Source organism: Skermanella sp., assembly GCF_059503625.1.
The window spans coordinates 1-14,865 of the sequence record NZ_JCACHA010000634.1; the positions used below are offsets into that span (position 1 = coordinate 1).

Consider the following 14,865-nt stretch of genomic DNA (forward strand, 5'->3'; position numbering starts at 1 on the left):
CTTCTCGTCGCCTCGATCCCGGAGTCATGACTATGCCGTTTGAATCTTTCGGGGACAGCAGCCGGGCGCGGCCGGTCGTCCTGCGGGTGACCGGTGTCGCCAAGTCGTTCACCATGCATCTGCGCGGCGGCCTCCGCCTTCCCGTGGTCCGGGACGTCTCGTTCGATCTTGCCGCCGGCGAATGCGCCGTGCTCGGCGGGCCGTCGGGCGTCGGCAAGTCCTCGATCCTCCGCATGGTCTACGGCAACTACGCGGTGGATGCCGGCGAGATCCTGGTCCGGTCGAGCGCCGGCGGCGGCTTCGTCGATCTAGCGGTAGGCGACCCGCGCACGGTCCTGGACCTGCGGCTTAACGAGATCGGCTATGTCAGCCAGTTCCTGCGGGCGGTTCCGCGCGTATCGGCCCTCGACGTGGTGGCCGAGCCGCTGACGTCGCGCGGCGTGCCGCCGAACGAGGCCCGCCTGCGCGCGGCCGGGTTGCTGGGCCGGCTCAACCTGCCGCCGGCCCTGTGCGATCTGCCGCCGGCGACATTTTCCGGCGGCGAAAAGCAGCGGGTCAACATTGCCCGAGGCTTCATCACCGATCACCCGATCCTGCTGCTGGACGAGCCGACGGCGTCGCTGGACGACGCCAACCGCGCCGTCGTCACCGCCATGATCCGCGAGAAGCAGGCGGCGGGAACGGCGATCCTCGGCATCTTCCACGACGAGGCGGTCCGCGCCGACGTCGCCACCCGCGTCATCGACGTATCCAGCTTTTCCGCCCGGAGGGCAGCATGACGACCTGGACGAACAGTTTCGAAGGTACCGGCCCGCTCGGATACCTGCAATCCGGACGTGCCGGCCAATCCCAACAGCCTGGCCCGGGCGTTCCGGCCGCCGTCGCCGTGCGCGGCCTGTCGAAGAGCTACGGCAGGACCAAGGCTCTCCGCGATGTCGCCGTGACGATCCGGCCCGGCGAGATGGTGGCGCTGATCGGCGCGTCCGGTTCCGGCAAGAGCACGCTGATCCGGCACATCGCCGGGCTGGAGATCGCCGATCCCGGACATGGCCGCATCGAGGTGTTCGGCGGCCTTGTCCAGCACGACGGCAGGTTCGGACCGAAGGCGCGCACGATCCGCCGTGACGTCGCGGTCATCTTCCAGCAGTTCAACCTGGTCGGCCGGCTGTCGGTGATGACCAACGTGATGATCGGCCATCTCGGTCGGGTCCCCGGCTGGCGCGGCACGCTGGGCCTGTTCACCCGGCCCGAGCGCGACGCGGCGCGCGGTGCGCTTGCCCGCGTCGGCATCCCGCAGGTCTGCCATCAGCGCGCCTCGACCCTGTCCGGCGGTCAGCAGCAGCGCGCGGCGATCGCCCGCACGCTGGTCCAGCGGTCGAAGATCCTGATCGCGGACGAGCCGATATCGGCGCTCGACCCGGCCTCGGCCCGGCGCGTGATGAACATCCTGGCGCAGATCAACCGCGAGGACGGAATCAGCATCCTCGTGTCGCTCCATCAGGTCGAGTACGCGCGCCGCTACTGTCCCCGGACGATCGCCATGCGCGACGGCAGGATCGTCTATGACGGCCCGTCCACCGCACTGACCAATGCCTTCCTGTCCGACCTCTACGGGGAGGCCTCGGAAGAGCTGGTCCTGTTCGACGATCCGGCGGACGCCATGCCGTCCGGCAAGACCGCCCTGGCCTGATCCCTGATCCCTGATCACCGACTCGATTACCGAAATTCACCGGAAACCGGAGAACAACAATGAGCATCATCCAGCGCGGCATCAGAGCGCTCCCGCTCGCGGCGTTAGCCGCCGCTACCGTCCTCACCGTTGCAAACGGCGCGGCACGGGCGGCGGAAGCAATCAACTTCGGCATCATCTCGACCGAGTCCCAGTCCAACCTGCGCAAGGCCTGGGAACCGCTGCTGGCCGAGATGACCCAGCGGACGGGGCTGGAGGTCAAGCCGTTCTTCGCGTCCGACTATGCGGGCGTGATCGAAGGCATGCGCTTCGGCAAGGTCCAGGTGGCGTGGTACGGCAACAAGTCGGCGATGGAAGCGGTCGACCGTGCCGACGGCGAGGTCTTCGCGCAGTCGGTCGACGTTTCCGGCAATCCCGGATACTGGTCGATCGTCGTGACGCCGAAGAACTCTGCGCTCAACAGCCTCGACGACCTGCTCAAATGCGACAAGTCGCTCAATTTCGGGATCGGCGATCCCAACTCGACTTCGGGTTATCTGGTGCCGATGACCTTTATCTTCGCCGCGAAAAAGGTCGATCCGAAGCAGTGCTTCCAGCGCGTCGTCAACGCCAACCACGAAACCAACCTGATGGCCGCCGCCAACGGGCAGGTCGATGCCGCGGTGGCCAATACCGAGGCACTGACCGCGATCGAAAAGAACAACCCCACCGCCTTCCAGAAGATCAAGGTGATCTGGAAGTCGCCGCTGATCCCCGCTGACCCGCTGGTCTGGCGCAAGGACCTGAGCGCCGACGCCAAGGAGAAGATCAAGACGTTCTTCCTGACCTATGGAACCGACAAATCGACAGGCGATGTCGCGGCCGAGAAGAAGGTGCTTCAGGACCTTGCCTGGGCGCCGTTCCGCGCCTCGACCGACGATCAGCTCCTGCCGATCCGCATCATGGAACTGACCCGCCGGATCGCGCAGGTCGAGGCGGACAAGAGCATGGCGGCCGACGCCAGGACGGCGGAGCTGTCCAGGCTGAACGCGGAGAAGGCCGGTTACGAAAGCCGGATGGCCGCCGGGCAGCAGGGCTGACGGACAAGTCCGGCGCATCCGGAGCAGGACCCGAATGAGGTTACCATGAGCAACGCCGCTCGACACGAAGACCGCGCCGGCTTGCCCGACGCCGTCCGCCGCGACTGGAGCCGGGCAGTATCCGGCCCGCTGCTGTGGCTCGCCCTTGCGGGTATCCTGCTCTGGAGCTGGGCGCCGGCGGAGATGGGGCGGTGGACCTACCTGTTCACCGATGCCGGGAACATGGCGGAATACGCCTCCGGCTTCGCCCGCCCCGATTTCTCGGAATGGCGCTACTACGTCGAGGAGATGGTGATAACCATCCAGATCGCTGTTTGGGGCACCTTCCTGGCGATCGTGTTCGCCATCCCCTTCGGCATCCTGTCGGCCCACAACATGAGCCGCTGGTACGTCCTGCAACCGGTGCGCCGGCTGATGGACCTTTTCCGAGCCATCCACGAGATCGTCTTCGCCGTGCTGTTCGTCGTCGCGGTCGGGCTGGGGCCGTTCGCCGGCGTGATGGCGCTGTTCATCCACACGACGGGCGTCCTGGCGAAGCTGTTCTCCGAAGCGGTGGAAGCGATCGACCCGCGCCCGGTGGAGGCGATCCGGACGACGGGAGCGTCGAAGCTCCAGGAAATCGTCTACGGCGTGATCCCGCAGGTCCTGCCCTTGTGGATCTCGTTCTCGCTCTACCGCTTCGAGTCCAACGTCCGGTCGGCCACGGTGCTCGGCATCATCGGCGCCGGCGGGATCGGGCAAGTGATGTTCGAGACCATCAGAGGCTTCTACTACCCCCAGGCGGCGGCGATCCTGGCCATCGTGATCGTCACGGTGTCGCTGACCGACATCCTGTCGCAGCAGATCCGCAAGCTGGTGATCTGACCGCCATCCCATTCCTGAAAAGCAGCCGGTGAAGACGCCGGCGAACGAGGCGAAATGTCCCACGGACAGCCAGAAGAACAAATTTTCCGGAACGCCCGGATCGTCCTGCGCGACGAGGTCGTGACCGGTTCGGTGCGGCTGCACCGCGGCTGGATCGCGGAAGTGTGCCCAGGTCCCATCGCCACCGGCCACCATCGGGCCGGCGAGGACCTGGAAGGCGATTTCCTGATCCCCGGCCTGGTCGAACTGCACACCGACCATATCGAGGGACACTTCCTGCCGCGCCCGAAGGTGCGCTGGAACATGACCGCCGCCGTGCAGGCCCACGACAACCAGATCGCGGCGTCCGGCATAACCACCGTCTTCGACGCGCTCCGCGTCGGGGAGGACGAGAATGCCGATTTCGCCCCGGCCGACGTCGGCGGTCTGGCCCGAACGATCTCCGACTGTGTCGCGGAAGGACGCCTGCGCGCCGATCACTTCCTCCATATCCGGTGCGAGGTGTCCTCTCCCGACGTGCTCGAGGGTTTCGAGCGGATCGGCGACAACCCGCTGATCCGGCTCGCGTCGCTGATGGACCATGCGCCGGGCCAGCGGCAATTCGTCGATCCCACCGCCTACAAGACCTATTACCAGCGCAAGATGAAGCTCAGCGACGCCGAATTCGCCGAGTTCTCGCGCCGGCGGCTGGCGGAGTCCGAGGAGAATGCCGACCGGAACCGGATCGTCCTGGCGGCGCGCTGCCACGCGTCCGGCATCAGTGTCGCGTCCCACGACGACGCGACCGCCGACCATGTCGCCGAGGCCGTCCGGCTCGGCATCTCCCTCGCCGAGTTTCCGACCACGGTCGAGGCCGCCCGGCTCAGCCATGCCGCCGGGCTCAAGGTCCTGATGGGAGCGCCCAACATCGTCCGGGGAGGCTCGCATTCCGGCAACATCGGCGCCGCCGGGCTGCTCGCCGCCGACGTCCTCGACATCCTGTCGTCGGATTACGTGCCGTTCGGCCTGATGCAGGCGGCATTCCAGCTCGCCGACGAGGGATTGGCCGACCTGCCCCGCGCGATCCGGCTGGTTTCGACCAACCCTGCCGAGGCGACGGGGCTGACGGACCGGGGCGAGATCGCGGCGGGCCGCCGGGGCGACCTCGTAAGGGTTGCCGCCGTTCCGGCCAAGCCGCCGATCGTCCGGTGCGTCTGGCGGGCGGGAAACCGGGTCGCCTGACGGACGGCCCGACCGGATCGTCCTCACCAGCTCCGCAGCGCCCGGAGCTTCGGCGTCTTCTTCGTCTGGTTCCCGGCCATCCGGATCAGCAGCCGGTCGAGCATGGCGACCGCATCAGCGACATAGGGACCCTTGTTCAGCATGACGCATTCGGCGCGTCCGGACATCGCGGCGTCGGTCATGTCGCCGCGTGTCGGAAGGCCGTTCTTGACCAGGCTTTCCAGCACCTGGGTCGCCCAGATGACCGGAACATGGGCGGCCTCGCACAGCCACAGGATTTCCTCCTGCATTTCGGCCAGCCGTTCGAACCCGATCTCCACCGCAAGATCGCCGCGCGCGATCATCACGCCGAAAGGTTGGCGGGATGCCGCCTGAATGATGATGTCGGGCAGGTTTCGCACGGCGACAGGCGTTTCGATCTTCGCGATCAGACCAATATCCATCCAGTCGTCCGGACGCCGTTTGGCCAGCTCGTCCTGAAGCAAACGGATATCGGCTCCGCTCTGGACGAAGGAATACCCCACGAGGTCCGCGTGCCTCGCGATGAAATCCAGGCTGTTCCTGTCCTCCTGGGTCAGTGCAAGCAGACCGAGATCGGTGGCCGGAAAATTCAATCCCTTTTCCGGCTTAAGCTTCAAGCCCTTTGGCCCCGTGCGCAGGACGCGCACGACCGCGCCGGCTTCCTCCAGACGCTCGACGACGCCGCTCAGCTTGCCGTCATCCATGAAGACAGGATCGCTCTTGGCCAAGCGACCGAGGATCGCCGCCGGCTCGCACGCCGCCTGATGCCGATGGTCTTCGGCCGACGTCAACGGCCCCGCCGTCAGCAGCAATTCGTCACCCTCGAACAGACGCTTGCTGGCCGGGGCCGCCCTGACTTCGCCGGTGCGCACCTTCGGACCGCCGAGATCCGCCAGTATCCTTGCCGACCGGCCGGTTTTCGTCTCGGCGATCCGCAGGTTCCGGATCATGGCCGCCCAGACCTCCGGGGAGTCGTGGGCGCAGTTTATGCGCACGACATCGGCGCCGTTGCGCAGCAGCGCCGTCATCAAATCCGGAGAACCTGCCGCTTCACTGGGGAGAGTGACGATGATGCGGGTATCGCGCGGTCCCTGCCGCCGTGGACCGAACAGTTCATCCGCATTGGCTTGCAAAAGCCGCTCGCCCCGGAAAAAAGCACGCCGGCGCGGATAATGCGGGGCAACGCCGCCGGTCAGGACGGTCAAGGCTCCGATGACCGCATCCAGGTTAGCCAGCACCCTGCCTTCCAGACGCCCGAGCGAGGACAATCCGTAAGACATCAGGTCGCTCTGCAACCCTTGGAGGTCGCGCCGCCGCACGGCCAGGTAGTGGGCAAAGTTCAAGGCGCTGATCCGGAAGCTGCGTCGCCCGCCGATGCGCCAGCCGCGCCAGAGTTCGCGTCCCTCGCCGGCCACGGCTTGCCGAAGCTCATGAACGGCTCCGAGGAGCGCGGCGGCGGCAGGTAATGTTTCGATGTCTTTGCTCATGCCATCCAGTTAGCGGCAACGGGAACATGACGGAGCACCCGGCCTGCGGCGAACTGGGGCCGCCATGGCGCCGGCCCCCGAATTGCCGATCCTGATCGATGCGGAGATCACGCGGTTGCCGGTCGCGGATCCAGACCCGGAACGATGTCGCCGGTACGCTCCGCGACGACCTCGCGATTGACCGAGCCTCGTTCGTCGGCGATGCGCTCGATCAGCAGGAAGGCCCGTTCGGCGCTTCCCAGGATTGCCAGGAGCGAACCTCTTTCCGTCGGAGCGAGTTCATCCAGTCTCAGGCATCGGCGCCGAAGTTCGGCAAGCCCGCTGATGCGCTGCTCCGCCGACAAGGGCGCCGCCGCTTTCGGCGAAGCGGGAAGCACGGTCCCCATTGCATCGGAAACCTGATCGAGGATGCTCTCGATCAGACCGCGTCCCGCCGGCGAAAACTCCTCGCTCTTGACGCGCCGGGCGATCTGGTTGAGCGTCTCCCCCAAACTCTCGGCGAAATCGGCTTCCTCGATCAGGCTCGCCACCAGATCGGCCTGCGAATAGGGTTGACCGGGTTTCAGCAGCGTCGACGCGAACACGCCGATATCCCGGCTGAGATTGCCGAGGTTGACGTTGTGGGGTTGCGGATCCTTGGGTGCGTCCGGCAGGCCCTTCGCGATGTCCAGATAGATCCTGCCCGCTCCCAGATGGCGCTCGATCTCCTTGCGGAGGGCCGGAACGCCTTCCACGAGATTGCCCCGCAGGTTCGCCGCAAGATACTTCGGCAGCGAATAATCCTCTATGTCCTCCGAGGCATCATGCCCGATCCGGGACAAGACGTGCTCGAACACGCCGACGAAGGGGAATAGCAGCAAAGTGTTGAATACGTTGAAGAAAGTGGAATACAGCCCGATCGCGACAGGAACGAGCGGGTAGGTCTCCTTGCCGTTCACCATCATCGGAACGCCGGGATCGCCGCCGAACCACTGCATGGCGAAGCGAAGCACGTCCATGGAAATGAAGAACAGCGGAATGGTCACCATGACGCCGATGATGTTGAACGAGATGTGGGCGTATGCCGCGCGCTTCGCGTTCTTCGACAAGTTCAGCGATGCGATCCAGGACGTTATCGTGGTGCCCAAATCCGCGCCGAGAGAGAAGGCCACGGCAGTCTGCCAGTCGAGGATCCCAGAGGCGCCCAGCCCCATCACGATGCCGATGGTCGCCGACGAGGAGTGGATCATCGCCGTGACCAGCGCCGCCGTCACGACGCAGGTGAGCAGTCCGACGTAATCGTCAGCCCGCAGCGACGAGATCGCGGACATCACCTCCGGCATGGCGCGCAGCGGCTTCAAGCCGCCGGTCATCAGGTTGAGGCCGTAGAAGATCAGCGAGAAGCCCATGCAGGCCAGGGCGATGTTCTTCGTCCTGTCCGACTTTGCAAAGATGTGGACAAGCGCGAAGAAACCGGCCAGCAGCAGACCGAGCGGGCCAAGTGGCAAGGCGATCAGGCCGTTCCCGAGCGTCGTGCCGATGTTGGCGCCCATGATCACGCTGATCGCCGGGCGCAGGCCGACGACGCCGGCATTGACCATGCCGACGACCATGACGGTCATCGCCGTGGAGGATTGAATGACGCCGGTGATGAGGGTGCCGGCGAAGACGCCCTTGATCGGTGTTCCCGCTAGTTTGGCGAGCAGCGCCCGCATGCGGTTGGCGGCAACCGCCTGGATGCCGTTCGACATGAACTCCAGGCCAAGCATGAAGATGCCAAGCCCCCCGACGACGGGCACGATGATCTGGGTAAAGATATCGACCTGCATAAGTTGTCCTTCGCTGGCTCCTCTTCGCAGAAGCCGTTCTCTTATTTCAAGTTGGATTTCCAGTAGGATCTGATTTGGCCGACGACTTCCTCCGGCAGCGGGACATATCCAAGATCGACGGCGTCTTGCTGCCAGTGGGTAAGGGCCGCGTCGAAGAAGCGAAGCGTCCGCGCGGTGCTCGACCGCGCCTCCCGCGGCATCAGCGCGTAAACGGTGGCCGCGATGGGATAGGCGTCGGCGTCGGTGGTATCCGTGAGCAGAAGGTCATAGTGCCTCGATCCCGCCCAGTCCGCGCCGGTGGTCGCGGCGGCGATGGATTGCGGGGACGGCGCCCTGAACTCGCCGGCATGGTTCTCCATCGAGGCCATGGACAATCCGCTTCGCCGGGCTTGCCCGACCTCGACGTACCCGATCGAGTTCGAAGCGCCCGTCACCGCCTCGACGATCCCCCGGCTGCCCTCGGCTCCCCGTCCGGCCGTCCATTTCAGTTCGGTATCGATGCCGACCCGCTCCCTCCAGTCGCCGCTGGACTTGGCGAGATAGGCCGCGAAATTGTAGGTGGTGCCGGACCCGTCGCTCCGGTGAACGACCATGATCGGAGCGTCCGGCAAAGGCACAAACGGATTGAGCGCCTTGAGGTCCCGGTGGGACCAGGTGTCCACCTTTCCCAGATAGATATCGGCGAGAACTGCCCCGGTCAGGCGCAGGGTCGCATCCGCCACGCCGGGCAGATTGAAAACCACCGCGACGCCGCCCGTCGTCACCGGGAACTGGATCAACCCGTGATGATCCACTTCCTCGGCCGACAGAGGCCTTTCGGAAGCGCCGAAATCCACCGCGCGGCCGATGACGCGCATGATGCCGCCGAGCGATCCCACCGGCTCGTAGTCGATGCCGGTTGCCCAGGGCGAGAGCAAGGAGCCCAGGCCGCCCTCCGATGTGATCGGTCCGTCCGGCGAAACGGCGGCAAGGTTGCCGCTTTCTTCGAACGCCTGGAATTTCTGTCCCCATTGACCGAGCAGCGGAAAAGCGAAAGTCGAACCCGCGCCGGTCACGGCTTCGGCGCGCACCGGAGATACCGATGCCAGGCAGAGCCAGAAGATCACTGGAAGCAGAAGCCCCATCAAGCCACCCGTCGGCGTTATTTTGTTGATAGTTATGAAAACGTTGACAGGCGACAGCCTAGGTCTCAGGCATGACAAGCGGATGACAGCGCGGCGTCCGTCGCGGTAACCTGCCTATTGCTCCCGAACTGCCTCGAAATTGCGGCGACGCTCCGATCCTTCGGCGCTGATGGCGGAGCGGCGAGGACCGGGGGGAAAACCAACCCTCGGTCCTCAGGTGCGCCGCGATTGGACCCTCTACTCGAACGAAGGCGTACCCAGCAGCCCGATGCCGCCTTCCTGATCCACGGCGAACGTCAGGAATTGGGTGAACTGGGTATCGGAGAAGTTGTTGTCGCTGACGAAGGTCAGGCTCTGCCGCCCGTCGGGCAGCAGCGGGCCAAGCGCCATTCCCTCGACATTGTCGAGCGGCTGCCCAAGGTCGGCGAAGTCGAACACCAGTTCCTTCTCCACCGGCTTCGGCGGATTTGCCAAACCGGCAAGGCTTTCGATGCCGGAGACATCGGTGGCGTCGCCGATCCGGGCTTCATAGAGCTTGATGGTGTTGCCGACGCCGGTGCTGAAGGACCGCTCCAGCGCCAGCAGGGTTCCGCCGTTGTCGAGCGCTATCAGCTCGACCAGTCCGTTCGTCGCGAAGGCGTCCGCCGGCACCGGCGTCTCGGCGACCGCATCGGTTTCGTAGACGTACTCCGCCTTGGCCTTGCCGCTGGCGGTGTCGAAGGCGACGATCCGCGACGGGCTGCCCTGGGTCAGGTCGGCCGCCGGGCCGTCCTGGACCAGCGCGTTCTCGGTCGCCGCATAGATCGTCCGGTGATCGGGCGTCAGGGTCAGGCTTTCGAAAGCCAGGTTGTTGCGGATACCCGACGTCCCGTCCTCGGCAGGATCGAACTTAGCCGGCACGTCGAGTTCCCGGACCTGCTTGCCATCGAGGGAGAAGGCGTTGACGAAGGGAGGGATCTTCTGGCTCGCGTCGCCTTCCGACGAAATGTAGATCGTACCGTCGCCGGCGAAGGCGATGCCCTCCGGGTCGAGCGCGCCATCCGCGAAGGGTTTGCCATCCGCATCGGTCAGCGTGGTGACGCCGGTGAAAGTCAAATCGTCGTTGGCGAAGCGGCCATCCGACAGGTCGAGGTCGAGCGTGAAGAAGCGGGGCGCGCCGGTGTCGCCGCCTCGGCTGTCCGACAGGGCGTGGAAAACACCCTGGACCGGGTCCCAGGTGAGGCCGGACAGGCCGCCGATCTCTTCCCCCTCGAACTCCGTGCCGGTGCCGAGCAGGGCGGCGCCCTGGAACTCGATCCCGGTGACATCGACGGTCGGGGCCGCAGTGATCTGGAGATCGGCGTAGACGAGCCTGTGGTCGGACGCGTCGATCAGATCGGCGCCCGGTTGGCCGGGGGCGGGCCAGAAGACCCCGGCATCCTTCAAATCGAACCCGGCCGCCGACGGCAGCACGTAGTCGGCCCGCAGGTTGCCCGGCGGTTCCGAGAAATCGGCAGTATCCAGACCCGGATTGCCAAGATGCTCGTTGTTGATCCCATCCTGCGCCAGCGAGGCGACGACGGCGCCGTCGCTGTCCGGAGCGACCGCCGCATCGACCCAGGGATTGCCGACGATCTGCTGGGCGGACCCCGGCACACCGTCGCCGTCGAACGGATCGGTGTTGTAGTCGCCGACGATCACGAACCGCTCGCCGGCACCCAACCCGCCCTGCCGGCCGTTGTCGTCATAGATGTACCCGCCGCCATCCGGCGTCACATAGTCGTCCCAGAAGCGGACTTCGTCGTGATTGCGCAGGCCGTTGCGGTCCTCCGGCCCATCGAAGACCGGCGGCGTCGGGTGGGCCGCGAGGATGTGGACGATCTCGCCGTCGACCTCGACCGGCACGTCCACATGGTTCTTGGACGACAGCCGCAGCGCGTCGAGTTCCTGCGCATTGTAATAATCCGCCGCTTCCGCGGTCGAGGCGTCGTCTGGCAGCAGCGCGCCCGGCATGTCCTTCCACAGGAAGTTCTGGAACGTGCGGACCTGATCCTCGACGATCGGATACTTGGAATAGATCACGAAACCGAACTGGCCGGGGAAGGCGCCGAATCCGAAGGCGTCGCCGGGGCCGCCGACCGTGCCGCTGTTGTCCAGGTCGAGGCCGGAGGAAACGCCGGTATTGCTGGCCGCCACGTAATGGTAGGGATAGTCGACCGGGTCCTGCCCGTTCTGCCCGACCTTCAGGTAATTGTCGCGGAACAGGTCGGCCGCCTTGCCCTGGGCGTCGTAGTCGAACTCGTTGACCAGCACGATGTCGGGGTCGGTCCGCTGGATGATCTCCGCCACCTTCTTCGCCTGTTGGTCGTCACCGGCGGACAGGTCGGAAACCAGTTCCCCCTCGGTGGCGCGGTTGAGCGAGGCGTTGTAGGTGGCGACCCGGATTTCGGCGCCGGCGCCCGACAGGTCCTCCAGCGTGTCCGCCGCCACGCCCGGCTGGTCCGTGAAGAGCCCGTCGACGCCCAGCTTCGTCAGCAGTTCGACCTGCTCGGCAAGCGTCTGCGCGGTACCGTCGTCTTCCAGCGCCAGGAACGGCTCCTCCGCCCGCAGCGTGTACGGAGTGACCTTCAGGCCGGCGTCGTGGGCATCGGCGACCAGCGACGTGATCTCGCCGGTCAGGCGTGTGGTGACCTGGGCGTTGCCGTCGTCATCGGCGTCGACCGGCGCCGTCAACGGTTCGCGCAGGATGAAGCTGTTGATCCAGGGACCGATGCCTTCGGCATAGGTTCCGGCGATCTGCTTCAGCGCTTCGGGCGTTACCAGGTCGCCGTAGTCGGTCTCGGCGGTCACCCTGAAGGGCAGGCCGTCATAGACCGACGGGTCGGCACCCAGATCGGCCTTGTCCGGATCGGTGTTGAACGTCACGTCATAGGGGATGGTCGACCCGCCAAGGTCGTCCAGGAGCTGGATCAGCGGAAAATCCACGCCGGCGGCCGGCATGATCTTGCCCTGGAGCTTCAGCAGGTTGGCTACCTCGAAGCTCTGGACATAGACCCGTCCGGGATCGGTGAAGCCCTGTTCCGTCAGCGTTTCGATCATGACCCGGCTGGTATCGTCATCGATCGGAGAACCGCCATCGACCACGTCGAGCTTGCCGTTGCGGTTCACGTCCTCGCCACTGTCCAGGGCACCATTGCCGTCGCGGTCCTCGTTCTGGTGGGTGCCTTCCAGCGCGAAATACGTCGGATGCTTGGTTTCCGGGATGATCGCGACCTTATGGCCGGTCTCGGCCTCGGTCTGTTTCACCAGTTGGATCAGCTCCTCGAAGGTCGGAATCTCGAACTGGTCGTTATAGGTCGTGTTTTCCGGGCGCACTTCGGGAATGCGCTCGCGGGCGCTCAGTTCCTTGATTTCGGCAAGCGTGAAATCCTCGCTGAACCAGCCGGCGACCGGGTTTCCGTCGATCTCCTTGACCGCCAGCCGGTCGGCAAAATCGGGTTTCCCGTCACCGTCGCCGTCGAAATGGGCGACATTGGTGGTTTCCTGATCAATGACCGGCCTGCCGGCCTCGTCGAACACGATATTGCCGTCGGCATCGAGCCGCGCCTGGGCCAGCAGGTTCTCGTGCCGGGCGATCAGGACGCCATCCAGAGTGGTCACGAGATCCGGCTCGACCACATCGGCGCCGAGTTCGATGGCAAGCCGATAAGATTCGAGGGTGTGTTCGGGACGCGAGCCGCTGGCTCCCCGATGCCCGATGACGAGCGGCTGTCCGCCGTCCAACTGCTGGCCTTCCGGGATATCGAGCGTCGGCATGGTGGTTTCCCCCCTTGGTGGCCCAGTTTCCAATCGAGCCAGCCGCCGGGAAAAGCGTCTTTTTGATGGTACGGCGGCAGGCGAGGTGATCCTGACGACAGCACATGAAATTTACATGATGAACAAGTTAATGTTTAGATACTCAAGTACTACCGTCCTTGCATCTAAAATTTTTTGCCATTTTATTTTAATTCAACCAGTCTATATTCCGCCGACGGTTCAGGGTGCGCTGCATTACATCATGGCTCGCTCAAGCCAGATGAGCAGAACCGCCGGTCCACCCGGCGATGGCTCCATGCTCGTATTGTCCATGGCAGGCGCATAATCCGACCAGACAGACGGGCAATCACGCACAGAACTTACCACGCTCCTACCCACCTCCTGGGTCTTGATCGTGCTGGCGACCCGCCAACCTCATCAGGTCCAAGCGGAACCGTCACGTCGACCGGCGCCTGGACGATCTACGGAGCGTCGATGCTGCGGCTCAGTCGATCAACCCCGGTTTTCCCACGAGGTGCAAAGCAAGCTTTATCCTTATTCCGCAGCCATCCGCAACGCTGGTTGATCGCAATCCGAACGTCCTGCCATTCCCCAGTTGCGCTGCACTCCCTGGGCTTTCGGCAGATTGCCCAGGTCGTCAGTATGGATCGACGCAAAGCGCGGAAGAAGATGTTGAAGAAGTTCACGCACGGGCCGCGACTTGGTGCGCTTTCTCATCAAACCGCATCAAGGGTCTTCCACAACATGTACGCGGCAACGACAAAGATCATTCCAGCGAACACGACGGAGAGCGTGCCGGTCGTAGCCGACAGACGCCCGGCAACCCGGGCGCTGACGAGTCCGCCGCCGCGCCGCCGATTACGACGCGACAAGCCCCGGCACGACTAGGAAACCGCCACCGATTCCGAAGAAACACGAGAAGATGCCCGTGCCGAGGCCGGATCCATGTTCGTGTCTCGCCGGATCCTTGCAAATCTGGCTTCCTAATGTGCCGACGCCATCAGTAGTGTCTTCGATTTCAGAACGTGCAATCTCGCGACATGCAATCGAGAATTCTCATCGTTCTGCAGCCTGAGCATAGCTGTAACGGATGCGGTAATCCCACCGTGTCGCCGCTCCCCTGCCCCCGAGCCCGCCGCGCCGTCATGCCGAGGCCCTTATCTCGGCCTCAGCCATGCGGATCTCACTGCCGGCAATCTCCAGCAGGCGCTCGGCTTCCCACTCGATCGCCGCGCGCGGCAGATCGTCGCCATGGCCGCAGAGATCGGAATGCACGCGATCAATGACGCGGAGATAGCCGGCCGGCTCCAGCTGCAGGGCGATCAGCGCCGAGGCATAGGCTTCTGTCTGCGCCGGGGTGAGGCCTCTCCGTGCGGCAGCCCATCGGGCCAGCAGCCTGGTCCGGCGCACCTGGATCCGGAACCACATCTCCTGATCACGCTTGAACATCGCCTCGCGACCACTTCTCAGCTCGGTGAACGGATCCATGACAAACCTCCCGGCAGGGTGTTGAACCAATTCGGATGCAGCGCCCGTCAGGGCGCCTGCAATAACGCGCTGTCTCGCCTCTTCATCCGGAACTGATTTTGGAATCCTTAGCGGCGATGAACGGGGCGCCCGCCCGGTGCATTGCGGGCTGACCGGCGCGGCTCAGCCGTCGCATCGCCTTTTCGACTTCCATGGTGCTCAGCACGATCGCCGCGACGCCAATGCCGACCAGCACTTCCGGCCAGGACAGGGTGGACAGTACCGGGTCTACCGGAGGCCCCATTTCTT

13 protein-coding genes are annotated in these 14,865 nt (G+C 64.9%); 6 read left to right on the forward strand and 7 right to left on the reverse strand.

What is annotated here, in order from left to right; all coding sequences use genetic code 11:
• Positions 1-32 precede the first annotated feature (32 nt).
• From phnL to AC5JJ6_RS18835, 5 genes are read left to right on the forward strand one after another with little or no spacing between them, the layout of a single operon-like run.
• Positions 33-779: a phosphonate C-P lyase system protein PhnL gene (phnL, locus tag AC5JJ6_RS18815; protein ID WP_496043519.1), complete on the forward strand. Its 747-nt coding sequence runs from the start codon at positions 33-35 to the stop codon at positions 777-779.
• Positions 776-1,690 carry a phosphonate ABC transporter ATP-binding protein gene (gene phnC, locus AC5JJ6_RS18820; protein ID WP_496043520.1) on the forward strand — a complete coding sequence of 305 codons (915 nt, stop codon included), beginning with the start codon at positions 776-778 and terminating at the stop codon, positions 1,688-1,690. Before phnL ends, phnC begins: the two co-directional genes overlap by 4 nt.
• 59 nt (positions 1,691-1,749) lie before the next feature.
• A complete protein-coding gene (gene phnD, locus AC5JJ6_RS18825) occupies positions 1,750-2,769 on the forward strand; it encodes a phosphonate ABC transporter substrate-binding protein (RefSeq protein WP_496043521.1) in 1,020 nt (339 codons plus the stop codon).
• A 45-nt stretch (positions 2,770-2,814) separates the two neighbouring features.
• On the forward strand, positions 2,815-3,633 hold the full coding sequence (gene phnE, locus AC5JJ6_RS18830; protein WP_496043522.1) for a phosphonate ABC transporter, permease protein PhnE: 819 nt from the start codon (positions 2,815-2,817) through the stop codon (positions 3,631-3,633).
• Between the two features lie 54 nt (positions 3,634-3,687).
• Positions 3,688-4,854 (forward strand): alpha-D-ribose 1-methylphosphonate 5-triphosphate diphosphatase, encoded by a 1,167-nt coding sequence (locus AC5JJ6_RS18835; RefSeq protein ID WP_496043523.1) that lies wholly within the window; start codon positions 3,688-3,690, stop codon positions 4,852-4,854.
• Positions 4,855-4,877: 23 nt separating this feature from the next.
• Here AC5JJ6_RS18835 and AC5JJ6_RS18840 read toward each other — a convergent pair whose 3' ends face one another.
• The 4 genes from AC5JJ6_RS18840 to AC5JJ6_RS18855 all read right to left on the reverse strand — a co-directional run bounded on the left by AC5JJ6_RS18840 (position 4,878) and on the right by AC5JJ6_RS18855 (position 13,089).
• Complete coding sequence (locus tag AC5JJ6_RS18840; protein WP_496043524.1) at positions 4,878-6,362, reverse strand: pyruvate kinase; 1,485 nt, start codon at positions 6,360-6,362, stop codon at positions 4,878-4,880.
• 107 nt (positions 6,363-6,469) lie between these two features.
• On the reverse strand, positions 6,470-8,170 hold the full coding sequence (locus AC5JJ6_RS18845; RefSeq protein WP_496043525.1) for a Na/Pi cotransporter family protein: 1,701 nt from the start codon (positions 8,168-8,170) through the stop codon (positions 6,470-6,472).
• Between the two features lie 41 nt (positions 8,171-8,211).
• Positions 8,212-9,294 (reverse strand): phosphate ABC transporter substrate-binding protein PstS, encoded by a 1,083-nt coding sequence (gene pstS, locus AC5JJ6_RS18850; protein ID WP_496043526.1) that lies wholly within the window; start codon positions 9,292-9,294, stop codon positions 8,212-8,214.
• A 237-nt stretch (positions 9,295-9,531) separates the two neighbouring features.
• Entirely contained in the window at positions 9,532-13,089 is a 3,558-nt protein-coding gene (locus AC5JJ6_RS18855; protein WP_496043527.1) for an esterase-like activity of phytase family protein, read from the reverse strand.
• Between AC5JJ6_RS18855 and AC5JJ6_RS18860 the strand changes: the two genes are divergently transcribed.
• Entirely contained in the window at positions 13,088-13,414 is a 327-nt protein-coding gene (locus tag AC5JJ6_RS18860) for a hypothetical protein (RefSeq protein WP_496043528.1), read from the forward strand. The genes AC5JJ6_RS18855 and AC5JJ6_RS18860 overlap by 2 nt on opposite strands.
• Before the next feature lie 209 nt (positions 13,415-13,623).
• On the opposite strand, the gene AC5JJ6_RS18865 is transcribed toward AC5JJ6_RS18860, so the two are convergent.
• The 3 genes from AC5JJ6_RS18865 to AC5JJ6_RS18875 form a co-directional block, all read right to left on the reverse strand.
• Positions 13,624-13,806 (reverse strand): hypothetical protein, encoded by a 183-nt coding sequence (locus tag AC5JJ6_RS18865; RefSeq protein WP_496043529.1) that lies wholly within the window; start codon positions 13,804-13,806, stop codon positions 13,624-13,626.
• Between the two features lie 426 nt (positions 13,807-14,232).
• Positions 14,233-14,577 carry an ATPase inhibitor subunit zeta gene (locus AC5JJ6_RS18870; RefSeq protein WP_496043530.1) on the reverse strand — a complete coding sequence of 115 codons (345 nt, stop codon included), beginning with the start codon at positions 14,575-14,577 and terminating at the stop codon, positions 14,233-14,235.
• Between the two features lie 82 nt (positions 14,578-14,659).
• A partial coding sequence (locus AC5JJ6_RS18875; RefSeq protein WP_496043531.1) for a hypothetical protein occupies positions 14,660-14,865 on the reverse strand: 206 nt, incomplete at its 5' end.

Bases quoted from the DNA above. Each gene is read 5' to 3' on its own strand.
- phnL (WP_496043519.1), top strand. From the start codon at position 33: ATGCCGTTTGAATCTTTCGGGGACAGCAGCCGGGCGCGGCCGGTCGTC.
- phnC (WP_496043520.1), top strand. From the start codon at position 776: ATGACGACCTGGACGAACAGTTTCGAAGGTACCGGCCCGCTCGGATAC.
- phnD (WP_496043521.1), top strand. From the start codon at position 1,750: ATGAGCATCATCCAGCGCGGCATCAGAGCGCTCCCGCTCGCGGCGTTA.
- phnE (WP_496043522.1), top strand. From the start codon at position 2,815: ATGAGCAACGCCGCTCGACACGAAGACCGCGCCGGCTTGCCCGACGCC.
- AC5JJ6_RS18835 (WP_496043523.1), top strand. From the start codon at position 3,688: ATGTCCCACGGACAGCCAGAAGAACAAATTTTCCGGAACGCCCGGATC.
- AC5JJ6_RS18840 (WP_496043524.1), bottom strand. From the start codon at position 6,362: ATGAGCAAAGACATCGAAACATTACCTGCCGCCGCCGCGCTCCTCGGA.
- AC5JJ6_RS18845 (WP_496043525.1), bottom strand. From the start codon at position 8,170: ATGCAGGTCGATATCTTTACCCAGATCATCGTGCCCGTCGTCGGGGGG.
- pstS (WP_496043526.1), bottom strand. From the start codon at position 9,294: ATGGGGCTTCTGCTTCCAGTGATCTTCTGGCTCTGCCTGGCATCGGTA.
- AC5JJ6_RS18860 (WP_496043528.1), top strand. From the start codon at position 13,088: ATGGTGGTTTCCCCCCTTGGTGGCCCAGTTTCCAATCGAGCCAGCCGC.
- AC5JJ6_RS18855 (WP_496043527.1), bottom strand. From the start codon at position 13,089: ATGCCGACGCTCGATATCCCGGAAGGCCAGCAGTTGGACGGCGGACAG.
- AC5JJ6_RS18865 (WP_496043529.1), bottom strand. From the start codon at position 13,806: ATGAGAAAGCGCACCAAGTCGCGGCCCGTGCGTGAACTTCTTCAACAT.
- AC5JJ6_RS18870 (WP_496043530.1), bottom strand. From the start codon at position 14,577: ATGGATCCGTTCACCGAGCTGAGAAGTGGTCGCGAGGCGATGTTCAAG.